Below are 22,498 nucleotides of genomic sequence, written 5' to 3' on the forward strand. Positions count from 1 at the left end.
AGCGACGCCCGTAAGCCGATCCTTCACTGCGACAGTCTTAACCTTAGAACGTCGGGGCGTCAGGTCCACGCTCAGAATCCCAGAAAGGCACGAGTCGCTCTTCCCAATGGGCCGTCAGGGCATCCATCCCGTGACGGCGCTTGTATTGCAGTTCAGATTCATGCAGTGGCATAGCTTGGAGGAAGTGGACGTGCGACCCATCCGATAGTCGGACAGTCGGAATTATCGCTTCCTGTTCACGGATCAGGAACGCCATCATTTCTGTTCCAGGCCAGAGTGGACCGTCCGAGGGGACGGTGTGTCCGTCCGCTATGGTGACTCCGTTCCGATGTCCGTAAAGCCCTAGTGCGGCGAATGGACTGGCCACTGCGTCTTGTCCCGGACGCAGGCCTAACAGGAACTCCGCACGATGATCTACCGTGCCCGGGCTGTGGGTAGGAGCGCCGCCGGCGGCGCCTACGGTTACATATACGTCGACTCCCTCCCCTGTAGTTGCGGCATCCCATTTCCACACCTGGATGGAAAGCCCTTCAACTTCGAACCTGATTCGCCCTGCTGGGTCACCCCAGCGAGAGAGCAGATACGCTCCGACTGATTCGTGCATTAAGTGTTGACCTCCATACGGCCACCATATGCCGCTTGGCTTAGGATTCATGCCCTCTGTGCGACTTCACCGCGCGTTACCCACCGTTGACCTGGATTCACTGTACGCACACTAAAAGGCGCATATATAGGCTCCTGCTGCCTTACGGCGCTATGCCCGGTAAAGGACCGGCAAACGGACATCTTTGAACAGGGGTCCATGCGCTAGCACTAGGAAGGGTTCCAGGCCGCTGGCACTTCGGGCTTAGGGTTGATACTCGGTCACTGCTTTCTAGCGATGGATCGATGGATTGAAAGTTGGGGGAATCCCATGGGGGGAATCGTGCGCACGCTGACACACCGCATCATTGGACTGATCGACCTTCTCTGGCGGGAAGTAGCCAAGTTTGGCCTTGTCGGTGGCTTGGGCTGGATCATTGACAACGCACTCTATGCGGTCCTTTGGCATGGGCCAATGTCGGATAGCACCATCAAGGCCCGGATAGTTTCTACTGGTGTGGCTACCCTGTTTTCGTGGTTTGCCAATCGCTATTGGACATTTCGCCATAGACGCTCTGAGAGGGTCTGGAAAGAGTTCGGACTGTTCCTCGTCATGAACGGGATCGGGCTAGGGATCGTTCTCGCCTGCCAAGTGGTTTCCCGTTATGTCATGGGTTTTCAATCGTTTACCGCTGACTTCGTGGCGGGAGGAGTCATTGGCTTGATCCTCGGAACGATATTCAGGTTCCTTGCCTACAGATTCTTTGTATTCAACGAGGAGCTTGATGACGATCCAGAGTTTGCCAATGACCATGATGCGCCCGAGGCCGCAATAACCGTTCCACCCGTCGACACACCAACGGCCGACGTGCGAGTCCGCTAGCCGATCCCCTACCGGACGCTCAGAAGTTTCTTGCTGGCCCTTTCGGTAGATCTGACGATTCAGAATGGACGGTATTATTCTCGAGTAGCCGCCGATCATTCTGTTTCCTTGGCTGTGTGTCAGCTTTGGGTAAGGTTCGCTTTAGCACCTGATCAGCCGATCAGACCTTCGTAGATTATGGAACATAGGGATGGAAACTCCTTCGAAAGTTGGATTGATCGAGGGACCTACCGCGTTCATTTTGTGGCGATGGCGCTACCGCTTCACGACGATATCGCTAGCAATCTGCTTGACCACTCTGATCATGAACAACTCCGGCATGCCGCAATCGTGGTTCACCAACACAATGGTCGCCTGCCTGGGGCTGAGCCTCATCCCAGTCATCGTGCTTATCAACTGGTGCGCCCAACAAGAGCGCGCAGAGATGCGGGCTGGCTATACGACCCTTAGGACGAGACGAAACGAGCTAATGCAGCGGGATCCATACTTGGGCAAGGTCATTCGCCTTGCGAGGGAAACACCGTTGGAGCGCCAAGATTTCCTAGGAATAGTTGCCGAGGCCAAAAGTTCGGCGGAGAACCGCTGAAGCAACCCGCAGGTACCACTTAAGGATCCTCCAACGAACGCTCTGGTGTTCTGCTCTAAGGGCCTGAGCGTTAGGTCAGCCACAGCCTGAGGGCAACGGCCACCTCATCGGCGGGACCACAAATCTCGGGCGTGGACAGCTGGAAGAGTGCATCCGCCAAGAAATCGCGATCCCGCGGATTCAGTGCAATATCTTCGCGGCCCTGCAGCTCCTCCGCCCATGCGCAAAGATCATCCGCACTGATCTTCCCAGCCGAAAATTCTTCAAGGGCATGGCCGATATCCTGAGCGAAAGCAGTGGCTAGCTCCTCCTGGGAGGACCATTCAAACGTCAACAATCGAGCTGACAACTCGGCTAAAGGACGACGCAACTGTATGAGGTCATAGAGCGCTTCGCGTCTTTGATCCTGCGACACCATAGAAGTTCCTCCTTAAGTCCACCAATCGCGGAAACTCATCTCTACTGGCTGAAGTCTGTCACGCTACCCAGCACCCGGTAAGGGATCCTTTACCGGACACGTCGGAACGGCCAGAGCTCCGGAAGAACCAAGGGGTGTGCTTTCCGGCCCGGCGTGTCGATATACACTCACGCCATGAGTCCTTGGTTCAAAAGGTCAGCAGTAACGTCGCCCCTGACCGAAGCCCCCGTGTATTTCGTGTCAGCATCCACCGCGATCAGGGCCACACCCGAGCTGATCTGGGACCTCATCAAACCAGCGGAGAAAGGCCCACTCCTTTCACCGGACGTTGTTTGTGGTTTTCGTGCTCCTGACGTGGAAGGTCTCGGTGAGATTCAGGTATTCATCTCGGTGCATGCTGGCGTCGAAAACGTGTCCGCCGTGGAAGTGATGGAGGAGATTCCATGCGAGCTGGCAATCACCCGCTACATGGGGGACGAAGATCCGGCAGCGCGATTCCAGTACGTTGTGCATACCGCGGATGACGGCACGTCAGTTTTCGAAATCGGGAAGTACTTCACACTGCCGCCCGACGAATCCGAAAATCTAGACAGGTATGAGAGGAACTACGAACTCTTGTGCCAGCAGTACGTCGATCGGGTGAAGACTCTCCTCGAGTAGCCTGTTGTCCGCTGGCGGATCCTTCAATGGGTCAACAACGCGCCCTGTTACCGTGGTCAATTGTGGAACCACTTAGAGCTGAGCGCCGTGTCATTGATGCTGCGGAGGCCTTGGCGCAAAGCCTCGGAGACAACGACAACCACACTGTTGCGGCAGCGGCAATGGATGTTGACGGACGCATTCACCAAGCAGTGAACGTCTACCACTTCACCGGTGGTCCGTGCGCCGAACTAGTTGCCTTGGGAGTTGCGGCCGCTGCGGGAGCAAAGCAGCTTTTGACTATCGCCGCTGCTGGTGACCGAGGACGGGGTTTGATTCCTCCATGCGGCCGATGCCGGCAGGTTCTCCTCGATCATCATCCGGATATTCTTGTCGCGGTCCCTGCGGAGAAGGGCCCTGTCGTTCGGCCTGTCCGGAAGCTCCTGCCCGATACTTACTTCTACCCAGAGGCTCTGGGGCGCCGTATCTTCCGCTTCAACAAGCGGTATCACGAGGCCGTCATATCAGGGGAGAAGACCACGACCATTCGCTGGGATGAACCAGTAGAGGCGGGGCCGGTGACGTTCGTTTTCGAGGACCATCCCGAATTCGCGCATGTTGAGGGAGCGATCATCTCTGTCACACAGACAAGATTGCAGGATCTCGATGCTGACCACGCGCGCGGACTGAAGGCCCACTACCCATTGATGCCCGAAGACGCTGAGCTGTCGCGCGTCTCATTCCGCGTTCAGGGTGTCCGGTAAAGGATCCTTCACCGGACGTGGCGATGGCGGCCAACTTGCCATGTCCTAGGCCTCGTCGGCTAGCACTTTCATCCGCAGTCACAGCGAGATCACTTGCCAGAAGGCCTCAACCAGGGCGCGATGACGGTGTCTTCAGGAGAAGAGTTGCTTCAGGTGATCCGCTCTCTGTGACAAGGTGTTCCGATAGGCGGATAGCGTTCGTCGTTGGACGCAATCAATACGAAAGGCCGAGGCAAACAAGTGGATCGAGCAGGACGCGCTCCCCTCCATCACGCAGCCTTCGAGAATGACTCTTCAGCCATTGAAGCCCTCATCGCTCTTGGCTCCTCACCGGATGTGCAAGACAAACAAGGCTTCACCCCGCTTCATTTTGCAGCACAGGAGTACGGGATTGCCGCTGCATCCGCGCTACTCGACGCAGGTGCAGCGGTTGAACTGGAGAACTCTTATGGAAACACGCCGCTTTGGACAGCCGTTTTCAATTCAAGAGGTCGCGGGGAGCTAATTAATCTCCTGCGAGCACATGGCGCTGATCCGTTCCACGTCAACAAGCATGGCCAGACCCCTGTCGGACTGGCAAGGCTTATTGCCAATTACGAGGTCAGCAGGTTCTTTGTGGACCAGCCGGATTAGCTTGCTGTTTCTCAGCTCGAGCAAGCGTGCGATTGCCAGGCTTTTGACCGCGCTTGGACATGTCCCTGTCCGGTCAGGGATCCCTTACCGGCACCAGCGAGGACGGATCTGGTTGTTGGCGAAGTTGATTCAAAGATGGATCACGTCAGCAGGGTCAAGTTCCATCGACAAAAGATCGAATTCGATTTGGTCCAAAAAATCCCTGCACCCACGCTCAACGTCCGCCCAATCGAGTGGATTGCTGACTACACCAGGACTAAACACTGACTCCATCAGCCATCCCGAGGACGTTCGTCTCAGCGAAACCGCCCCCACTTCTTCTAAGGACATCGAGTCGAACACGAAGTCACCTCGAGAATTGGCGCTGAGCCAGACGAACAGGCTGCGAGCGAGTTCGACAACGGGAAAGGCTAGCTCCCGATAGAGCTGCACTGACCCCTCCGAGACGGTGAAATCGGCATCAAGACCAACCAAGTAGTCAGCTTGGCTGGTTCCTCCGATGTTGTCAGTGTCTAATTTTGTGTAAGTCATTCTCATTGTTGCCACTTCGTCACCATCCTGAAACTCCGCGTGCAAAATTATGCCCGGGATTCTCTCGCACGTTTGATGGCCGGAGCCTCTGGCACACTTAAACTCTCCACCGTCTGCGGCGCTCCCATCGTGTCGGAAGCGCTGGAAGTACGCGTCAAAGGACACGAACACATGTTGTCACACCCGCGCAAGGAAGAAGCCGGCCAGCGTCCGGTAAAGGATCCCTTTGGGGCACAGGAAATAGGGCACACTGCTCTCATGGCAACTCATTACTACCGGAGGTCGTGGAACGAGTCCCGAGGAGACCAGTATTCCTCTTGGGGTCCCGCCACTTATTACTTCGAAATCGGTGATGACGGCCGGCCGAGTCGCCAGATCGAGGTTTACGATTCTGGCCCGACTCTTCGTTACAACCCTGGACATGAAGAGGACGAATTTGGTCTTCTGGCCCAGGAGCCGCTGGCTCCGCTAGACGAGTGGCACCCATGGGCTATTACCGAGGAAGAGTTCGAACAGGCGTGGCATGACCTGCCGTAGTTCACTAAGTGTGTCCGCTAAGGGATCCTCAACCGGACGCACCACTCTAGGTAGAATGGCCGGCGGCACCGGCTGGCGCGAAGCGCGGACCTGATCGCGTCGTCATCAAGGGGCAAGACCTCGCAAACCCAAACGCTATTTATTATTGGGACCATATCAATCCGCCGTCCAGATCAGGCAGACCATGAAGATCGATGAAATCAGCAACCAGTTCGCCGTCCATCTAGGAGTCGCCGCCTTCATGTTGGACCAGCTCGTAACTGATGCACGGGCACACCAAATGATTGTTTTCGAGCTCAACCTTGAGGGGCTCCCGGATGTCACAGCCCTTACGCAGTACCTTGAAGCCGAATTCAAGTATCCCTATAAGACTGCTGGGCTGAACGCTGCCATGGACCTGATTTCCGACCTTGAATGGTTTGAGAACGCGCACGGTTTCGTGGTCACTGCCCATGGTGCTAGTGAAATTTCTCCTGTTGCCGCAGATTTTGTAAGAATTTTCCCAATCGTTTTGGATCGCTGGCGCGCGCACGGCATTCCTTTCATCGTTGCCATTGAGGAAGATGGCGATCATCTGTTGGCAGCCTTACAGGAAGCTAACGATTTCCTGAAAGGGGCGGGTCAACTTCCTCAAGCACTGCCGGGAGTAGGGCCGGTCGCCATAGTCGTGCACCCAACGGAGGGCGAGCGTGAAGAATCGAAACTTTGGGCCGCTTCAGGCTGAGTAAGGTGCAGTGTCCGGGCAGGCGAATGGGGAAGGCCAATTCTGTTCGGTAGGGGATCCATTACCGGACATTGCACGTGGACTCCCATGCGCGCCGGCACCCGCTGTGGCGGCCTGAATTTCTTGTCCTGGGCGTCATCCAAGAACAAAGTAGGCTGGCGGAGTGCAAATCAAAAGCGGGGAGCTCTGGGAACTTCTGCACCAGCTGGATGACCCCGTGCACTTGGAGGCGCCGCAGGGGTTCGAGTCGGAGGCTGCGCGCCGACAGTTCGACGGCCTCGTCGTCCGGCTTAACGCCGCCTTTGGGACTGTTTGCGGCGCAGATCGAGGCGTCCAGGACGCTACCCATCACGCCCAGGTCATCGTTCCTGCCGATGCAACGGCCACCGGACGGAATCTCGTCGTCCGAGTCTCGAACTTCGGCAGTCTCGCCGTGCTGGCGCTCGAGAACCCAGGAGCTTACGACCAACAGGAGTTTGACGCGCTCGTTCACGAAAGTGACGTCGCACGCATCTCTGAGTCCTTGGACGAGGGAAACTACATTCTCATTCCAGAAGAGCCATTGTGGAAGCCCTACGACGGTTGTGTCCCCGCGAGGGTGTTCCTGCCAAGCAAGCCGAGTTGGTGGCTCAGGTATTTCGACTACCTATAGGCGCCTACGCTGACGCTGGCGACAGTTCTATGCCCCTCCAACACTCCCGGGCCATGTTCACGGTTCTTTGTCCGTGGCAGCGCGCGCCCGTAAGCGGATCCTCAACCGGACACTGCGCCATGACCGCTCATCCTCGGCTGGCGTGAACTGTTCAGAGTTGAGATGCCGGCAGCGCTATGCCCATGGCCGTGAGACCCACGCCCATGAGCATGTACACGAATCCCATGCCCTTTATCGTGGGTACGTCGGCGAACGTAAAGCCTTCTGGCCTGATATCGTGGCTCTCTTTATAGATCTTCGACCATGTGCTGGCGGTGCCATTGAGGTCCCTGAAGACGTGCAGCCCAAACAGGAAAACGAAGACGCCAGACACACTCATGCCGAGGGCAAACCAGTTCACCCGGGTTATCACCAGAAGAAGGAAAGTTCCCAGGAAAAAACCGATGAAGCACCTCTGGAAGGTCCTGGCTGGTTGAGGCAGCTCGGTGAATAGCCGTTTGATCGCCCGTAGAGTCTTGATGATTTACCTTTCTCGGCTTGGTGGCTCTGTCGGATCTGGATTAGCTCTGAGAGTTCGAGTCGTGCACCGGTGGCCTGACTCTATCTTGAGACGTTATGGCCTCGCGTCCCGACTGACCGCATCTCCAGGTGTCTCAAGTGGTTCAGGACGGAATCTCCGGACCGTTGGCCGCTCTCTGCTACGGCCTGGTGAACTTCGGAAATGGCTTCATCCGCCAGTCCTGGGGCCTGAAGCGGTCGGGTAAAGTTCCCCACATCGGGATAGGGCGCTAGCAGAAACTTGCGCGGATGAGAAGGAATGAAATGACAAAGCGGTACAGGCCTCCTGGCAGAGGAGGCGGCAGTATGTTCGTGCTCTATCTTGTGCCCCCTTTTGCGATTGCATTTCTTATCATGTGGAGTCTGGAAAACCTGTTCCACCTGTACTAGAGAATGCCTTTCCAAAGCAATAGCGCCCAAGTGGATGACAGCGCCTCCTGATCGCCAAATGGGGTCTCGTGCCGTCCTGTGCGATGCCGGACGCCCGGTGAGGGTTCGGTCATTGGACGCAGAGGCGTCCATACAGGCATCGTTTACCGTGCGCCCATTACAGTCGCCTGAGATCAAACCTTTTAGGCCAGACTTTTCAGTGTTGAAAGAACCAGAGGACGAACGTCTGATGCCTCGGAGTACGGCACACCGCTTCCAGGCGAATACAGCGAAAGAACGTACAGCAACTCTTCCGGCCGGTCGTCGCCGAGATACTCCTCGATAAGAACTCGTTCCAACGCCTGGGCAGCACGCATGGACTCGTCGCCGCACAGGAACCGATCGGCTGCTTGCTGGAGTCTCTCTGAAACGCTCATGATGCCGTTACCGTAGCAAGACTTCTGGTCATCTGGCGTTTCCCGCAAAGGGATCCCTTACGGGCGCCCCCGCCGTGGCCTGAATACACTGGGCGAACTGACTTCATGATCCTTCGATGAGGTTCCGGGACGTAAGGCGGCCGTAACCACACCCCAAAGAACTCGAGAATCAGGGAATGGGCATCTTCATGACACCTCCAACAAACCACCTCGAAATACAGGGTTTAACTCGGTGACGATCCCTGCACGTGCGACGATGACCGTGTTCTGGAACCTCGAAGACGGACAGGAGGAAAAGCGAGGATTTGTCGTCTTTGGGCTCGTCGATCCCGAGCGCTGGCTTGGAAACTCCTTCCCGCTCGAGATGTGGCCTGCCGGAACTGAAGTGGCAGAGACTCGCCTTCACGGAGAGTCTTGGGAAGTGAAGCTATGGGACGTAAAAATCTCCGAGTTTCCGCATAAGCCAGAGTGGACTGAAGCCGTTCACTCGACCCTGCAGACGGTCATCGACGCTGGCTGCAGAGTGGCTTGGATAAGCAGCGAGGGGTATCCATTCGTCGACCCTCCGTACCTATTTCTGGCTGAGGACATGTCGGGAAGTGTTTTCGCCGCCCTAACTTCAGCCGGCGAATTTTTCTGTCCGCTGGACCCAGACCAGCCGATCCGCGCACTCTCAGATGATCACTTGGCCCTTTTGCGTAAACATGCGCGCGGACTAGCAGATGCCGCCTCATGACGCGCGCCCGCAAGCCGATCCCTCACCGGGCATCGCTCACTCGTCCTTCTCAGCCTCCGCATGACTCTTAAGTGAGGGGTTCGGCCCGCCCGTCTGCTCCTGCACGTCGCTTCGGGCTTGACCGTCCTGAACGAAAGTAATCCTAATTTGGCTCCCCCGCTCAAGGACCGACCCGGCGGACGGATCTTGGGAGGTCACCCAGAACAGCCCTGGCCACGTCCGCGACCGGAGCCCCGGCCCGTCAGGGTCCCCGGCGGCGAGACCAAACCCAATGTTCGCCGCCATCTCTTGGGCAATGTGTACAGGCTGCCCAACCAGATCGGGAACAGTCAGCTTCTGACGTTCATCCATCTCCGCAACTCCTTTGAGCCTGACCAGCTAGAACGGTGAAACCAACCTTCTTCCATCACCAAAATACCGCCGGTGGGTCAGCCGGGCCTGGCCAACCCGATTTCTTGGTTCCAAAAGCGCGCTTTAGTTAAGCCAGTTGGGTGCCCTTTGGAGGACCGTCTTACGGGCGTCGCATCAGGCACAGCCTCTGCGTTCCTGAGAAGATCGGGGCATGGACTCGATCTTCGTGAATGGAACCGTCGGCGTCGGAAAATCAACTCTCGCGGTTGCGCTTAGTGCGACTGAAACGGTAAGTCATGCAGTCATCGATCTGGACGCGATTCGAAGGTTAAGCCCCGCGCCAAGTTCAGACCGGTTCAACCACGAGCTCGAGCTGCTCAATCTTCAAAGCCTCACGGACAACTATCGGGTTGCAGGCGCAAGGCGGTTCATCATCGCGGGGGTCATTGAGACAAAAGCCGAAATAGCTCGCTACGTTGACGCACTGAGTTCTGAGGGAATGTTTTTTTGCCGCCTCGTGGCTCGTTCAGACGTGCTGGAGTCACGTCTGCGCTTCCGCCATCGCAGCGATTCTGAAGGACTTCTCTGGCATTTGAATCGAGTCGAGGAACTTTCAAACATTCTGGAAGCCGCAGACCTAGACGACCTCGTGTTAGATTCGTCCGACATTCCAGCAAGTGAGCTGGCGAAGGCCGTTCGCCGAGCTGCAGGCTGGGACTAATAGCGCCAGCGCCAGCACTGCGGAGTGTCCGGTAGAGGATCCTTCACCGGGCACCGCGCCTTAGGGGGCTCCGTGCGCTAAGGAGTCAGCGCAAGCTGCCGTACTGCAATCGCGTAGTCGTTACGAATCGATGATCTCGACCAAGTTGGTCCCGGATACTTCGAAGCGGTATTCCGCTGAGTCGACGTCTCTGACAATTACGTTGTGGCCATCAAAGGATGCTTCCTCAACTACTTCTCTGAAGTGAGCCTGATCTGTTTCCCCGTCAGGCCCAATCAGCCGGATGGAGGTTTCGCACACCAGTAACCAACTTGGGCCAGCAACGAATACGACGATGAGGTCTTCCTTATCAAAGGGGATAACTTTTGGGTCTGTGTCCTTGCGTGAAGGCAGAACGATTATGCTTCTTGCCGCCCATACGTAGGCGATCTCGCCGCTGATGCCGACAGATACATCCCGCCAGCCCGGTCCCAACTACGGGACTCGCTCAAAGTGATGGTCAGTTCCGTCCGCCGAATATCAGATGTCGGTGTCTGGAAGATTGAGAACACCCTGCCGTTCGCCACGAATCTGGAGATCATTGGTTTCATTTTCGCTCCGTTCTTTAGCCGATCGCTTTGCGGGCAACCCCTGGCCCCGTCGCATGCCGCGAATGCTGCCTTCAACAAGAAGGGAACAGGCGTTATCACCCACGACTCAGCACAGACATCGGCCGGCCCTCGCAGATGCTGTGCGCGGGGCCGGCCGATGCCTCGTTACCTTGAGGTGACTATCCTCCTCTAAGGGACCATTTTCACCGTGCCTCCGATGGTGAGCACGGCTGAACCAGCTCGCCCGGCGATGAGGACTCGGAATGAGAGCTGGTCGCCATAGGTGACCGTTTCATAGTTTCTAACATTGCTCATAGTGCCGTGGAAATAATAGTTCGCAGGAACTGTGTGGGGCGCATTCTTCCCTTGACGGACCCCGGCTTTGTACCAGACCAGGCCTGATTCACTGACATTGCTGGTTATTTTGCCCCGAAGCAAGGATGAGATCTGGTAACTCCAATTGGCGTTATTGTACGGGCAGTTGTTCCGGATCTGGAAAGCGCCGTTAGTATCCGAGAATCGATAGTTGCCGATTTTGCAGCTAATATTCTGGTTGAGTGCGGGACCGTGCACCAGCGGAGGTGCAACGTTGCTTCGGGGCTGTATCAAGGGCTTGTCAGCCAGTGAAGACTGGACATCGCGGGCGGATTCCTTGGATAAAGGTTCATCGAACACGATCTCTAGTGTTGAATCGGCAGCTGGAGTGGAGTCATTTACGACGAGGACTTGCGAGCCCTGCGTGCTGTCGGCTTGGGCGCTGGGCGCAACTCCTAGAAGCAACAAGCCCAACGCTGTAAAAACGCCTATGATTGCTTGCCTGAATTTGGTGCCGAGATGGCGCATAGTTCCCCCATGGATTGATTCTTGATTACAGGTGTGCCGTTACGTCGACTTAGCGGCCCCAGTCAGAGGTAATCTAGCAAATGAAGAGGCCTTAGCGCGGAAGCGGGCACAAGGTGGTAGTGAGAGAGGCTTTCATGGGAGCAGAGATTGTAGAGATAATCCGTCACGTGTTGCGGGATGTGAGCTCCGGCGGGCTTGAGGAACCGCGCATTGAAGAAAGCGACTGGGCCGACGACCCGCAGGTACTCTCGGCGATGATTTACAGTATCCGAGATTCCACCGGGCAGGGCGTGTCGGTCAAGGGCGACCTACCACGGGCCGAGCAGCTTGTATCAGTGGCGGACCAGGTCCAGGAATGGGTTATCGAAGAAAATGGCCCCACCAACAGTAATTGGCCTCAGTGCCCTTGGCACCCCAACAATCACCCCTTGGCCGCCCAACTGGTCGACGACCAAGGCGTTTGGGCCTGCCCCGTACTAAACACCCCTGCAGCCCTAATAGGTGAGCTCAGCCAAAAAGGACTGGACGGATAGGCCTGTCTTTGCGCTGGCCTTCTCACTAGCTGCTTTTCCGCTCACCGCCTTGAGAGGGTCTCGCTGTCGAGTTCTTCACTCATCGACACCGCCCGTAAGCCGGTCCCCCACCGGCCGTATCGAACGTGTATCGAAGTCCCCGCCGTTCCAGGGCTACTGGATTCCCGTAAGACCCGCCCGCAAAAATGCCCGGTGAAGGTGCCCTAAACGCTACACATATAACCGTCCCACGTCCTTGGGAACGGAACATCGTCGGCGGAGCACTTTCCCATCCGAACGGGTCAGTGGAGATAGAGCGCGTACTGGTCGCCTGTCAGCGGCAGTGGGCTGCCGCCGTCGTGGGTTTCTTACCCTTGGTGGACGGGGTGGCGGACCGGGCAGAACTCCCCATGGCACTGATGCGGGCCGACGCCTACGATGGCAGGGGACCGCTCGGTCCCTTCAGTCACTTTTTTGGGGAAAAGGACCTTACCCATGCCGTTGCCGCGACCTGCCGCCGACCATCCGTTTCAAAGTTCACGGCAGGGGGTGTGGGCTATCCTGGCGACCGTCGTCCTGATAGCCGCAGGTCTCTTCGCAGGGGCTGCACCCGCCTCGGCCGCAACCTACACCTTCAAGGGAGTGGTCAAGGGAAAACTGACGGCCACGGCAACGGCCACCGTGCTGGGCGACGTGTGGGTGGGTGCGTACACCAATGACGACCGGGCCGACTTTGTTGCCGGTGCTTGGTCCGCTCCCGATGGCTCCTACAGTTTCACCGTGCCGGCTGCCGGCAGCTACAAAATGTGGACCACCTGCAGCAGCGGACCCTGCTCCGCCACCTACGCCGGCGAGTGGAACGTGAACCAGTCCGGCTCCTACGGTTCGACGCCGGTTGCGGTCACCGATGCTGCCCCCACCACCACTTACAACCCGCAGTTGGAAGCCTTCGGCAGCATGAGCGGCCGGGTCACGAATAAGGCAGGCCAGCCGCTGACAGCTGTGTCCGTCTCAGCCTCGCCCAGCGGCGGCGGACAAGTAAGCAGCACGAAGCCCGATGCCAACGGTTACTTCACCCTCACCAAGATCCCGCCCAACCAGGCGTACATCAGCGTCCGGGACGAATCGGGCCAGCGCCTCTATCTGGAGCAGTACTGGACCGGCACCGGCACCGTAGACACCTACACGGCGGCTACCGTACCGTCCGGCGTCGCCTGGACCAACGTGAACTTCGTCCTCAAGGATGAAACCATCATGGAAGCAACGGTGACAGACACCGCTGGCGCGCCGATCGCCGACGTCGGCTACATCCCGTGGGTCTACAACGACGCAACGGGAGCCTGGGACGGCCCCCAAATGGGCCCCCTCACCTCTGATGCGCAAGGCAAGATTTACTGGCGCATGGCGGTGGGCAAGAAGTACAAGCTTTGCGTCTCGGACACTTTCTACGATGGCACGCCCCGCGAAAAACGCTACAAGTCCGAGTGCTATGACAACACTCCCACCAAGGACACGGCCACTGTCCTGACGGCAACCGCTGCCGGTCAACGCGTGAAGCTGACCATGCAGTTGGACGTAGCGGGTCTCTCATTGGCGCCCGGCAAGCCCTTCGTTTACGGCTCAGCCCAGGCAGGGCAAACACTCACCGTTGACCCCGGCGTGTGGGGCCCCGCTCCGGTAGCGCTGGCCTACCAGTGGCAGCGCTCCACTGACGGTACCGAACTGCAGGACATCGCAGGTGCTACCGCGCCTACCTATGTGCCCACCGCTGCCGACGCCGGGTATGACATCTGGGCAAAAGTATCGGGCACCAAGACCGGGTATGCCCCGCACTACGACACGGTGCACGCCGGCAAATCGGGCGCCGACGCTGTTACAGCCTCCAAGCCCTTCACCATTCTGGGTACACCCAGCGCCGGGAATACCCTGACAGTGGACCACGGCACGTTGAACCCCGCCCCTGATTTCGGCCCCTATTACGACTGGTTCGTCAACGGCGTCCAGGACTACAGGTCGAACGCGCGAACTTTTGTCCTGCAGGCCTCAGACGCCGGCAAGAAAGTCACGGCCCGGCTCAGCGTCCACGACTGGCCGCTCCAGCCGTACTACGGCCAGGCCTCTGTCACTGTTGCTGCAGGTACTTTGACTGCTCCGGTCCCCACAGTTTCGGGGACGGCGAAGGTTGGTTCAGCGTTGACGGCTGTTCCAGGGACATGGGGTCCGGCTCCGGTGACGCTGGCGTATCAGTGGTTCCGCAGCGGTGTCGCGGTGACAGGTGCTACGTCAGCCTCCTACACCTTGGCTGCAGCTGACCTCGGCAAGACCATGACAGTCCGGGTAACCGGGTCCAAGACCGGATTTACGACGACGGCGAAGACCTCCGCCGCAACTGCCGCCGTGGCGGCGGGCACGCTGACCGCGCCCACTCCCACCATCTCGGGAACCAAAACAGTAGGCAGCACACTCACCGCAACCCCCGGCGCGTGGGGTCCGGCTCCTGTGACGGTGACCTACCAGTGGTTCCGCAGCGGTGTTGCGGTGACGGGTGCTACGTCAGCTACCTACACATTGGCTGCAGCTGACCTCGGCAAGACCATGACAGTCCAGGTGACCGGAACGAAAGCCGGGTTTACGACGGCGGCGAAGACCTCCGCCGCGACTGCTGCCGTGGCAGTGGGAACGTTGACCGCTCCGGTGCCCACGGTGTCCGGAACGGCGAAGGTTGGTTCAGCGTTGACGGCTGTTCCAGGGACATGGGGCCCTGCCCCTGTGGCGCTTGCCTATCAGTGGTTCCGCAGCGGTGTTGCGGTGACAGGTGCTACGTCAGTTTCCTACACCTTGGCTGCAGCTGACCTCGGCAAGACCATGACAGTCCAGGTGACCGGAACGAAAGCCGGGTTTACGACGGCGGCGAAGACCTCCGCCGCGACTGCTGCCGTGGCAGTGGGAACGTTGACCGCTCCGGTGCCCACGGTGTCCGGAACGGCGAAGGTTGGTTCAGCGTTGACGGCTGTTCCAGGGACATGGGGCCCTGCCCCTGTGGCGCTTGCCTATCAGTGGTTCCGCAGCGGTGTTGCGGTGACAGGTGCTACGTCAGTTTCCTACACCTTGGCTGCAGCTGACCTCGGCAAGACCATGACAGTCCAGGTGACCGGAACGAAAGCCGGGTTTACGACGGCGGCGAAGACCTCCGCCGCGACTGCTGCCGTGGCAGTGGGAACGTTGACCGCTCCGGTGCCCACAGTGTCCGGAACAGCGAAGGTTGGTTCAGCGTTAACGGCTGTTCCAGGGACATGGGGCCCGGCCCCGGTGACACTGGCCTACCAGTGGTTCCGCAGCGGTGTCGCGGTGACGGGTGCTACGTCAGTTTCCTACACCTTGGCCGCGGCTGACCTCGGCAAGACCATGACGGTCCGGGTAACCGGGTCCAAGACCGGATTTACGACGGCGGCGAAGACCTCCGCCGCGACTGCTGCCGTGGCGGCGGGCACGCTGACCGCGCCCACTCCCACCATCTCGGGAACCAAAACAGTAGGCAGCACACTCACCGCAACCCCCGGCGCGTGGGGTCCGGCTCCTGTGACGGTGACCTACCAGTGGTTCCGTGGAAGCATTGCCATTTCAGGCGCCACTGCCCAGACCTACAAACTGGTCGCCGCGGACAAGGGAAGCGCCATCAAAGTACGCGTGACAGGCACCAAAACTGCGTACACCACACTGGCCCGCTACTCTGCTGCCACCGCACTGATCGGCTGATCCGCGAACGCGGGAGGACCCGCGAACGCCTCGCGGCCGCGATGCGAAGGACCGACCTGGAGTTAGTGGGTAGCCTGCACCTCTATCCGAGGTTTTCCTTCAGCAACGCACGGTGCTCGACGGCGGCAGTCGAGTGGAGGGCGCGGCCGGCCTCGGTCAGCTCCAGGAACAACGAGCGGCGGTCATCCACGCAGGTTTGGCGGGAGACCAGGCCCGCCTTCTCCAGCCGGTCAACAACCTTGGAAACTGCACTTTGCGTCATGGGGGTGCGCTCCCCCAACGCCTTCATCCGGCACGCAGACTCTTCGCTTTCGGCCACGAGATCCAGGATTTCGAACTCGTTCAGGCCGATGTCGAACTTGGCTTCCAGGGCGCGGTCGATAGCTCCCGCTGTACGGAAGTAGGAGTTTTGGATGCTGCGCCACTGCTCAACCAGCTGACGGTCATGCGTCGTTGCCATGCCCTGATTCTAGTTCATTACGCCATTTGAATCCACGTCATAAGATTCTTCGTCATTCGATGACACATCATCGTAGTCCTTGTCATTGAATGACGCGTCATATAGATTGATCGCATGACATCACCCACCACCCTCAAAACTTCCACCGAGCCACCCTTGGTGTCCGCCGTCCGCTGGACGCGGGCACAGTGGCTGCTGCTGATGGTTGTGTGCACCGTCCTGGCCCTTGATGGGCTGGACGTCTCCATGGTTGGCGTCGCATTGCCCTCCATCGGACAGGAACTCAACCTCGGAACCGATTCCCTGCAGTGGATCGTTTCCGCTTACGTCCTTGGTTACGGGAGCCTGCTGCTCCTCGGTGGCCGACTCGCGGACCTGTTGGGCCGCCGTCGAATCTTCCTCATTGCGCTGACAGTGTTCGCCGCTGCGTCGCTCCTGGGCGGTCTGGTGGACGATCCAGCCATCCTGATCGCCACCCGATTCATCAAGGGACTCGCGGCCGCTTTCACCGCACCCACCGGCTTCTCCATCATCACCACCAACTTCGCGGAGGGACGCGAGCGCAACAAGGCGCTGTCCATCTTCACCACGTTCGGCGCCAGCGGCTTCTCACTGGGCCTGGTGGTGGGCGGACTCATGACCAGCCTCAGCTGGCGCTGGACGTTCCTGGTCTCGGTGCCCATCGCGGTGGTAGTTGTCCTCCTGGGCATGAAGTTCATTCCCAAGGACAAGCCCTCCGTGGAAGACAGCGGGCACGATATCTGGGGCGCTGTGACCCTCGCGCTGGGCATGCTCGGCCTCGTGTACACCCTGGTTTCAGCACCTGAGCAAGGCTGGGGATCTGTGGCAACAATCGCCGGATTCGCAGTTTCTGTCGCCGTGCTGGCAGCCTTCGCGGTGATCGAAAACAAGGTCAAGCACCCGCTGATCCGCTTCAGCATCCTCAAGGAAGGTTGGGTGGCCCGGGCAAACCTCAGCGCAGTGGGGTTGTTCGGCTCCTACCTGAGCTTCCAGTTCATCGTCACCATGTTTCTGCAGTCCGTGCTCGGTTGGACGCCGCTCGGGATGGCCTTGGCCCTACTGCCGGCGGGCCTGTTGGTTGCCACCAGCGCGCCCTTCGCGGACAGGCTCATCGAAAAGTTCGGTGCCACGCAGCTGATCTTGACGGGCCTCACGGCCCTCGGCCTGGGCTACGTCCTGTTCCTTCGCGTGGGCACCACACCCAACTACGCGCTGGACATCCTGCCCTCGGTGGTCCTCCTGGGCGTCGGTTTCGCGCTGGCCTTCCCGTCCATCAACGTCCAGGCCACGGCCGGAATCAAGGACTCCGAACAGGGCCTCGCCGCCGGCCTGATCCAAACGAGCACCCAGGTGGGAGCGGCGTTGGTCTTGGCAGTCACCACGGCCCTGGTCAGCGGCCACGGTCAAGCCGCCGGGACCGTCAGCGCCCAAGCCATGCTGGAACAGTACCGTCCGGGACTGATCCTGAGTGCCGCCGTCGCCATCGCCGCCTTGCTGGTGGCCGCAGCGCCGTCTCGACGCCGGGTCCGCGCCTAGCCTGATCTGCCCGTCCGGCCCCCATGACGATGCCATGGGGGCCGGACCCGTACCCGGCTCCCCTGTACACCTCCGCCAAATGGAGGTCGAATGGGATGCATGAGGAACTACCTCACCGAGTACAGGCACGAACTGCAGCGCACGTTCACGGGAACGTCGGGAACGCCGCCTGAGTGGGTGCCGCGCCTCGCAGAAGGGAACGACGCCGGATATCACCTTCCGGGGTCGGCTGTCTGGTCGGTGCATGGTCACGTGGCCACCATCGTGGCCGGGATCCGGGTCCTGTTGATGCAGGCCCTCCATCCCGGTGCGTTGGCTGGGGTGTACGAGCATTCGGGGTTCCAGAAAGACCCCCTGGGCAGACTCGCCAACACCGTGCGATGGATCTTCACGGTGACGTACGGCTCCACCGAGGCCGCCGAAGCCGCGACGTCACGTGTCCGGAAGATCCACGAACGCGTCCGCGGGACTTACCTTGACGGACACGGCGTGGTGCGCGACTACGCCGCCAACGATCCCGAACTCCTCCGCTGGGTCCATGTCACCTATGCGGACTCCTTCATCACCGCCAACAGGATCTGGGGCCGGCCGATCCCTGGCGGGCCCGACGCCTACGTGCGGGAGTGGGCGGCCGCCGGCAGGCTCATGGGCGTCACCGATCCCCCGCTCACTGAAGCCCAGGTCCGCGACGAACTGGAGCAGTGGTACGCCTCCGGGATCCTGCGGGCCGATGAGCGTCTGGCCGAGACGGTGTCGTTCATTCGCTATCCGCCGCTGAGCCCGCTGCTCCAGCCTGGTTACCGCATCCTGTTCGCGGCCGCCGTCGCAAGCCTTGAACCCAAGTATCGCGACCTGCTGGGCCTCCGTCCCGCCCGGCTTGGTCCCGTGCCCTTGCCAGTCATTTCGGCGGCACGGGGCGTGCTGGGGATGGTTCGTTTTGCCTTGGGCTCCCGTGGTCCGAGCGAGCAAGCGGCCCGGCGAAGGTTGCAAAGGCTGGGCTACGCGGAGGCTTAAGGCCGAAAGCCAACCCCTCGACGCAAGTGAGTCTCGCCGAGGGGTTGGCTTTCAACCTTTTGGAGCGTGCTTTCTGCCGAGAGCTCACCCCTCGGCGCACGCCGTGGATGCGTCCTAGATCAGGTGATCCGACAAGTGGTTCGGGGTGCCGAAGCGGTGGGCCGTGATGGACACGGCCTGCTCGCGGAGGAACGGCAGCATCTCGATCCGGCCGGCCTGGGTCACGTCGCCGTGGTAAACAGCGACGTCCGGACGGCCACCCATGGCTGCGCTCAGCGCGGCGAAGTCGCCACCGATCAGGCGGATCCGGCCGGCGTCGAAGCTGGCCGCACGGGCCAGCCACGCGGCGTCGTCCTCGATCCGGACGCTGACGCCCAGGTTCGCGAACACGGTGACCACAGCGTCGGGAAGTACGACGGCGGAGCTCACCTTGAGCGTCGAGCCCGCCACTGCACCGGCTGCTACAACGCGGAGCAACTCAGCGAGCCCTGCGCCCTCGGAAAGACGGACCGTGACGGGGAGGGAGCGGTATCGGAAGACGTTGCGCTCTGCGGACAGGGCGGAGACGTCCTTGCTGGTGCCGAATTCGGATTCCCAAGCAGCGGCGTCGCTGAAGAGTGACTGCTGGAGGGTCTGGAGCTCGTCGCCCGAAACACCGGCCGACGTGGCGGCGGCGAGAAGCTGCGCGGCCGCACCCTGAAGCACGGTGCCACGCTTGGCCTTGGCTTCGGCGGGGAGCCAGCTGCCCAGGCCGATCAAGTAGTTCGGCCCACCGGCCTTGGTTCCGGCACCGACTGCCGACTTCTTCCAGCCACCGAACGGCTGGCGCTGAACGATCGCGCCGGTGATGCCACGGTTGACGTAGAGGTTGCCGGCCTGGATGGTGTCCAGCCAGACGCCCATTTCAGCGGAGTCCAGGGAGTGCAGGCCGGCGGTGAGGCCGTACTCGATCTCGTTCTGGATGGCGATGGCTTCCTCGAGGGTCTCAGCAGTCATGACACCCAGGACCGGGCCGAAGAACTCGGTCAGGTGGAAGTAGGAGCCACGCTTGACGCCCGAGCGGATGCCCGGGGACCACAAGCGGCCGGTCTCGTCGAGGCGCTCGGGCTTGACGGCCCAGCTTTCGCCGTCGTCCAGAGTGGTAAGGGCGTTGAGGAGCTTGCCGTTGGCGGCCTCGATGATCGGCCCCATCTGCGTGGTGGCATCCTCGGGGTAACCGACGGTCAGGGAACGGGCGGCGTCGATCAGCTGGTTGTGGAAGCGGGCGCTCTTGGCAACCGAACCGACCAGGATCACCAGTGAAGCAGCCGAGCACTTCTGGCCTGCGTGACCGAAGGCCGAGTACACGACGTCCTTCGCAGCGAGGTCCAGGTCAGCACTCGGGGTGACGATGATGGCGTTCTTGCCGGAGGTCTCCGCGAGCAGCGGAAGGTCCTGGCGGAAGGAACGGAACAGCTCAGCCGTTTCGTAGCCACCGGTAAGGATGACGCGGTCAACGCTGGGGTGCGAGACAAGCTGGGTGCCCAGCTCACGCTCTTCGAGCTGGACGAGTGCCAGCACTTCGCGCGGCACACCGGCTTCCCACAGCGCATCCACCATGACCGAACCGGAGCGGCGGGCCTGCTTTGCAGGCTTGATCACGACGGCGGAGCCTGAGGCGAGCGCTGCGAGCGTCGAGCCTGCGGGGATCGCCACCGGGAAGTTCCACGGCGGGGTCACCACGGTGAGGTTCGCTGGGACGAAGGTGGCGCCGTCGACCGTTTCCAGGTCCTTGGCGCGCTCGGCGTAGTAGTGCGCGAAGTCGATCGCTTCGCTGACCTCGGGGTCGCCTTGGTCGATGGTCTTGCCGGTTTCGGAAGCCATGACCTCCAGGAGCTCGGCACGGCGGGCTTCGAGTGCTTCGCCGGCGCGGTGCAGGATGGCTGCGCGCTCTGCGGCAGGGCGGGCGCCCCAGGCCTTGCCGTGGTCCACGGCGGTGGCGATGATGCGGTCCAGTTGGGCGGCGTCGGAGACCTTGGTGGACTCGACGATCTTGTCGCCTGCCGTGGAACCGGGGATGCGGCTGAGGATGTCCCGGCCCCATGCACGGTTGGCGGGGAGGGCCGGGTCCGTGTCCGGGGTGTTGCTGAAGACTTCCAGCGGTGCGGGCTCGGCCGGGAGGCGGCGATCCTGCTTGCGGTTGGGGCCCGGGACCTCGGCCGTCATGCCGGCCAAGGAATCCAGGAAGCGCTTCTGCTCGCGCTTGAACAGGGCTTCATTCTCGCTCAGTTCGAAGACTGCGGACATGAAGTTTTCCTGGCTGGCGCCTTCTTCGAGGCGGCGGATCAGGTACGCGATGGCGACATCGAACTCGCCCGGGTGGACCACGGGTGTGTAGAGCAGGAGGCTTCCGACGTCCTTGCGGACCGCGGTGGCCTGGCCGGTTGCCATGCCCAGGAGCATTTCGAACTCGATGCCCTTGGTGACGCCACGCTGATTCGCGAGCAACCAGGCGAAAGCGACGTCGAACAGGTTGTGCCCTGCAACGCCAATGCGGACTGCGTCAACGTGCTCCGGGGTCAGGGCGTAGTTGATGACGTTCTTGTAGCTGGTGTCCGAGTCCTGCTTGGTGCCCCAGGTAGCCAGCGGCCAGTCATGCAGGGAAGCTTCAACCTGCTCCATGGGAAGGTTGGCTCCCTTGACCACGCGGACCTTGATGGGCGCGCCGCCCTGGGCGCGGCGGGCAGTGGCCCATTCCTGCAGTTCCTGCATGGCACCGAGCGCGTCCGGGAGGTAAGCCTGGAGGACGATGCCGGCCTCGAGGTTCTTGAACTCGGGCATGTCCAGGATGCGCTTGAACACCGCGATGGTCATGCTGAGGTCCTTGTATTCCTCCATGTCCAGGTTGATGAACTTGGGCTTGGGGAAGGACGCTGCGAGGCGGTAGAGCGGGGTGAGCTTCTCCACTACGTGGTCGACGGCTTCGTCGAAGGCCCACGGGGAGTGCGGTGCAACAGTGGAGGACTCCTTGATGGAGACGTAGTCCACGTCGTCGCGGGCAAGGAGCTTCAGGGTGCCTTCCAGGCGGCGCTGGGCTTCGTGCTCGCCCAGGACGGCTTCGCCGAGGAGGTTCACGTTGAGGTGCACACCGTCCTGGCGGATCTTGGCGATGGCCGGGCCGAGCTTGGCGTCCGTGGCATCCACGATCAAGTGGCCCACCATTTCGCGGAGCACACGGCGGGCGATCGGGATGACAACCTGCGGGACGATCGGAGCCATGACGCCACCTACGCGGACTGCGCTGCGCATGTACCACGGGAGGAACTTGGGCACCTTCGGAGCCAGTTCGGCGAGTTTACGACCGGCGACCGACAAGTCCTCGGGGCGGATGACGCCGTCGACGAATCCGACCGTGAAGTCCAAGCCGTTCGGGTCCTTCAGGACGCCGGCAAGGCGCTGGGCGGACAGGTCGACCGGGATCTTGCTGGCTTCGGTCAGCCAGTGGCGGACCAAGGCAATGGCCTCTTGTGCCAAAGCGTCCAATTGTCCGGAATCCTGGGTGCTCGGGGCGGTGGCATCCGGGATGGTGCTGGTCATGGGGGCTCCTTCTGAGACGGAGAAGTTTGTTTGTTTCCATCAGTATGGATCTACAATCACGTTAGGAAA

The 22,498-nt window shown here is 60.3% G+C and carries 21 protein-coding genes; 13 read left to right on the forward strand and 8 right to left on the reverse strand.

Going from position 1 to position 22,498, the window contains the following annotated elements; all coding sequences use genetic code 11:
• Positions 1-43: 43 nt before the first annotated feature.
• The gene (locus tag GVL04_RS24955) at positions 44-655 is read right to left on the reverse strand and encodes a suppressor of fused domain protein (protein WP_369122338.1); all 612 of its coding nucleotides are present in this window, start codon (positions 653-655) and stop codon (positions 44-46) included.
• A gap of 270 nt (positions 656-925) precedes the next feature.
• Between GVL04_RS24955 and GVL04_RS13975 the strand changes: the two genes are divergently transcribed.
• Positions 926-1,465 carry a GtrA family protein gene (locus tag GVL04_RS13975; RefSeq protein ID WP_159705600.1) on the forward strand — a complete coding sequence of 180 codons (540 nt, stop codon included), beginning with the start codon at positions 926-928 and terminating at the stop codon, positions 1,463-1,465.
• Between the two features lie 656 nt (positions 1,466-2,121).
• On the opposite strand, the gene GVL04_RS13980 is transcribed toward GVL04_RS13975, so the two are convergent.
• Complete coding sequence (locus GVL04_RS13980; RefSeq protein WP_159705603.1) at positions 2,122-2,469, reverse strand: hypothetical protein; 348 nt, start codon at positions 2,467-2,469, stop codon at positions 2,122-2,124.
• Between the two features lie 237 nt (positions 2,470-2,706).
• Between GVL04_RS13980 and GVL04_RS13985 the strand changes: the two genes are divergently transcribed.
• From GVL04_RS13985 to GVL04_RS13995, 3 genes are all read left to right on the forward strand, one after another.
• Positions 2,707-3,129 carry a hypothetical protein gene (locus tag GVL04_RS13985; protein WP_159705605.1) on the forward strand — a complete coding sequence of 141 codons (423 nt, stop codon included), beginning with the start codon at positions 2,707-2,709 and terminating at the stop codon, positions 3,127-3,129.
• Between the two features lie 26 nt (positions 3,130-3,155).
• A complete protein-coding gene (locus GVL04_RS13990; RefSeq protein WP_159705607.1) occupies positions 3,156-3,872 on the forward strand; it encodes an ASCH domain-containing protein in 717 nt (238 codons plus the stop codon).
• A 204-nt stretch (positions 3,873-4,076) separates the two neighbouring features.
• Positions 4,077-4,505, forward strand: coding sequence for an ankyrin repeat domain-containing protein (locus GVL04_RS13995; protein ID WP_235036285.1), 429 nt, complete (start codon positions 4,077-4,079; stop codon positions 4,503-4,505).
• A 129-nt stretch (positions 4,506-4,634) separates the two neighbouring features.
• Here GVL04_RS13995 and GVL04_RS14000 read toward each other — a convergent pair whose 3' ends face one another.
• Complete coding sequence (locus tag GVL04_RS14000) at positions 4,635-5,036, reverse strand: hypothetical protein (RefSeq protein ID WP_235036286.1); 402 nt, start codon at positions 5,034-5,036, stop codon at positions 4,635-4,637.
• A 39-nt stretch (positions 5,037-5,075) separates the two neighbouring features.
• Here GVL04_RS14000 and GVL04_RS24685 point away from each other — a divergent pair, with 39 nt between their 5' ends.
• The 3 genes from GVL04_RS24685 to GVL04_RS14015 all read left to right on the forward strand — a co-directional run bounded on the left by GVL04_RS24685 (position 5,076) and on the right by GVL04_RS14015 (position 6,949).
• Complete coding sequence (locus GVL04_RS24685) at positions 5,076-5,573, forward strand: hypothetical protein (protein WP_235036287.1); 498 nt, start codon at positions 5,076-5,078, stop codon at positions 5,571-5,573.
• A 184-nt stretch (positions 5,574-5,757) separates the two neighbouring features.
• A complete protein-coding gene (locus GVL04_RS14010) occupies positions 5,758-6,297 on the forward strand; it encodes a hypothetical protein (protein ID WP_159705611.1) in 540 nt (179 codons plus the stop codon).
• Between the two features lie 163 nt (positions 6,298-6,460).
• On the forward strand, positions 6,461-6,949 hold the full coding sequence (locus GVL04_RS14015) for a hypothetical protein (RefSeq protein ID WP_159705613.1): 489 nt from the start codon (positions 6,461-6,463) through the stop codon (positions 6,947-6,949).
• A 151-nt stretch (positions 6,950-7,100) separates the two neighbouring features.
• Here GVL04_RS14015 and GVL04_RS14020 read toward each other — a convergent pair whose 3' ends face one another.
• Both GVL04_RS14020 and GVL04_RS14025 read right to left on the reverse strand, forming a co-directional pair.
• Positions 7,101-7,328, reverse strand: a complete 228-nt coding sequence (locus GVL04_RS14020; RefSeq protein ID WP_159705615.1) for a hypothetical protein — start codon at positions 7,326-7,328, stop codon at positions 7,101-7,103.
• A gap of 751 nt (positions 7,329-8,079) precedes the next feature.
• Positions 8,080-8,313 (reverse strand): hypothetical protein, encoded by a 234-nt coding sequence (locus GVL04_RS14025; RefSeq protein WP_159705617.1) that lies wholly within the window; start codon positions 8,311-8,313, stop codon positions 8,080-8,082.
• A 232-nt stretch (positions 8,314-8,545) separates the two neighbouring features.
• Between GVL04_RS14025 and GVL04_RS14030 the strand changes: the two genes are divergently transcribed.
• Both GVL04_RS14030 and GVL04_RS14040 read left to right on the forward strand, forming a co-directional pair.
• Positions 8,546-9,049 (forward strand): hypothetical protein, encoded by a 504-nt coding sequence (locus GVL04_RS14030; RefSeq protein WP_159705619.1) that lies wholly within the window; start codon positions 8,546-8,548, stop codon positions 9,047-9,049.
• 562 nt (positions 9,050-9,611) lie between these two features.
• Positions 9,612-10,121 carry a hypothetical protein gene (locus tag GVL04_RS14040; protein ID WP_159705623.1) on the forward strand — a complete coding sequence of 170 codons (510 nt, stop codon included), beginning with the start codon at positions 9,612-9,614 and terminating at the stop codon, positions 10,119-10,121.
• Positions 10,122-10,900: 779 nt separating this feature from the next.
• Here the strand turns inward: GVL04_RS14040 and GVL04_RS14045 are convergent.
• Positions 10,901-11,554 (reverse strand): hypothetical protein, encoded by a 654-nt coding sequence (locus tag GVL04_RS14045; RefSeq protein ID WP_159705625.1) that lies wholly within the window; start codon positions 11,552-11,554, stop codon positions 10,901-10,903.
• Positions 11,555-11,688: 134 nt separating this feature from the next.
• On the opposite strand from GVL04_RS14045, the gene GVL04_RS14050 reads away from it, so the two are divergent.
• Both GVL04_RS14050 and GVL04_RS14055 read left to right on the forward strand, forming a co-directional pair.
• Positions 11,689-12,087, forward strand: a complete 399-nt coding sequence (locus tag GVL04_RS14050; RefSeq protein WP_159705627.1) for a hypothetical protein — start codon at positions 11,689-11,691, stop codon at positions 12,085-12,087.
• Between the two features lie 474 nt (positions 12,088-12,561).
• On the forward strand, positions 12,562-15,822 hold the full coding sequence (locus GVL04_RS14055; protein ID WP_159705629.1) for a carboxypeptidase regulatory-like domain-containing protein: 3,261 nt from the start codon (positions 12,562-12,564) through the stop codon (positions 15,820-15,822).
• A gap of 82 nt (positions 15,823-15,904) precedes the next feature.
• Here GVL04_RS14055 and GVL04_RS14060 read toward each other — a convergent pair whose 3' ends face one another.
• Positions 15,905-16,282, reverse strand: a complete 378-nt coding sequence (locus GVL04_RS14060; RefSeq protein WP_159705631.1) for a MarR family winged helix-turn-helix transcriptional regulator — start codon at positions 16,280-16,282, stop codon at positions 15,905-15,907.
• Between the two features lie 114 nt (positions 16,283-16,396).
• On the opposite strand from GVL04_RS14060, the gene GVL04_RS14065 reads away from it, so the two are divergent.
• The gene (locus tag GVL04_RS14065; RefSeq protein WP_159705633.1) at positions 16,397-17,839 is read left to right on the forward strand and encodes an MFS transporter; all 1,443 of its coding nucleotides are present in this window, start codon (positions 16,397-16,399) and stop codon (positions 17,837-17,839) included.
• Positions 17,840-17,929: 90 nt separating this feature from the next.
• Positions 17,930-18,853 carry an oxygenase MpaB family protein gene (locus tag GVL04_RS14070; protein WP_159705635.1) on the forward strand — a complete coding sequence of 308 codons (924 nt, stop codon included), beginning with the start codon at positions 17,930-17,932 and terminating at the stop codon, positions 18,851-18,853.
• 114 nt (positions 18,854-18,967) lie between these two features.
• Here GVL04_RS14070 and GVL04_RS14075 read toward each other — a convergent pair whose 3' ends face one another.
• Positions 18,968-22,429 (reverse strand): bifunctional proline dehydrogenase/L-glutamate gamma-semialdehyde dehydrogenase, encoded by a 3,462-nt coding sequence (locus GVL04_RS14075; protein ID WP_159705637.1) that lies wholly within the window; start codon positions 22,427-22,429, stop codon positions 18,968-18,970.
• Positions 22,430-22,498 lie beyond the last annotated feature (69 nt).

Source organism: Arthrobacter sp. 18067, assembly GCF_902706295.1.
In the GTDB taxonomy this organism is placed as follows: Bacteria; Actinomycetota; Actinomycetes; order Actinomycetales; family Micrococcaceae; genus Arthrobacter.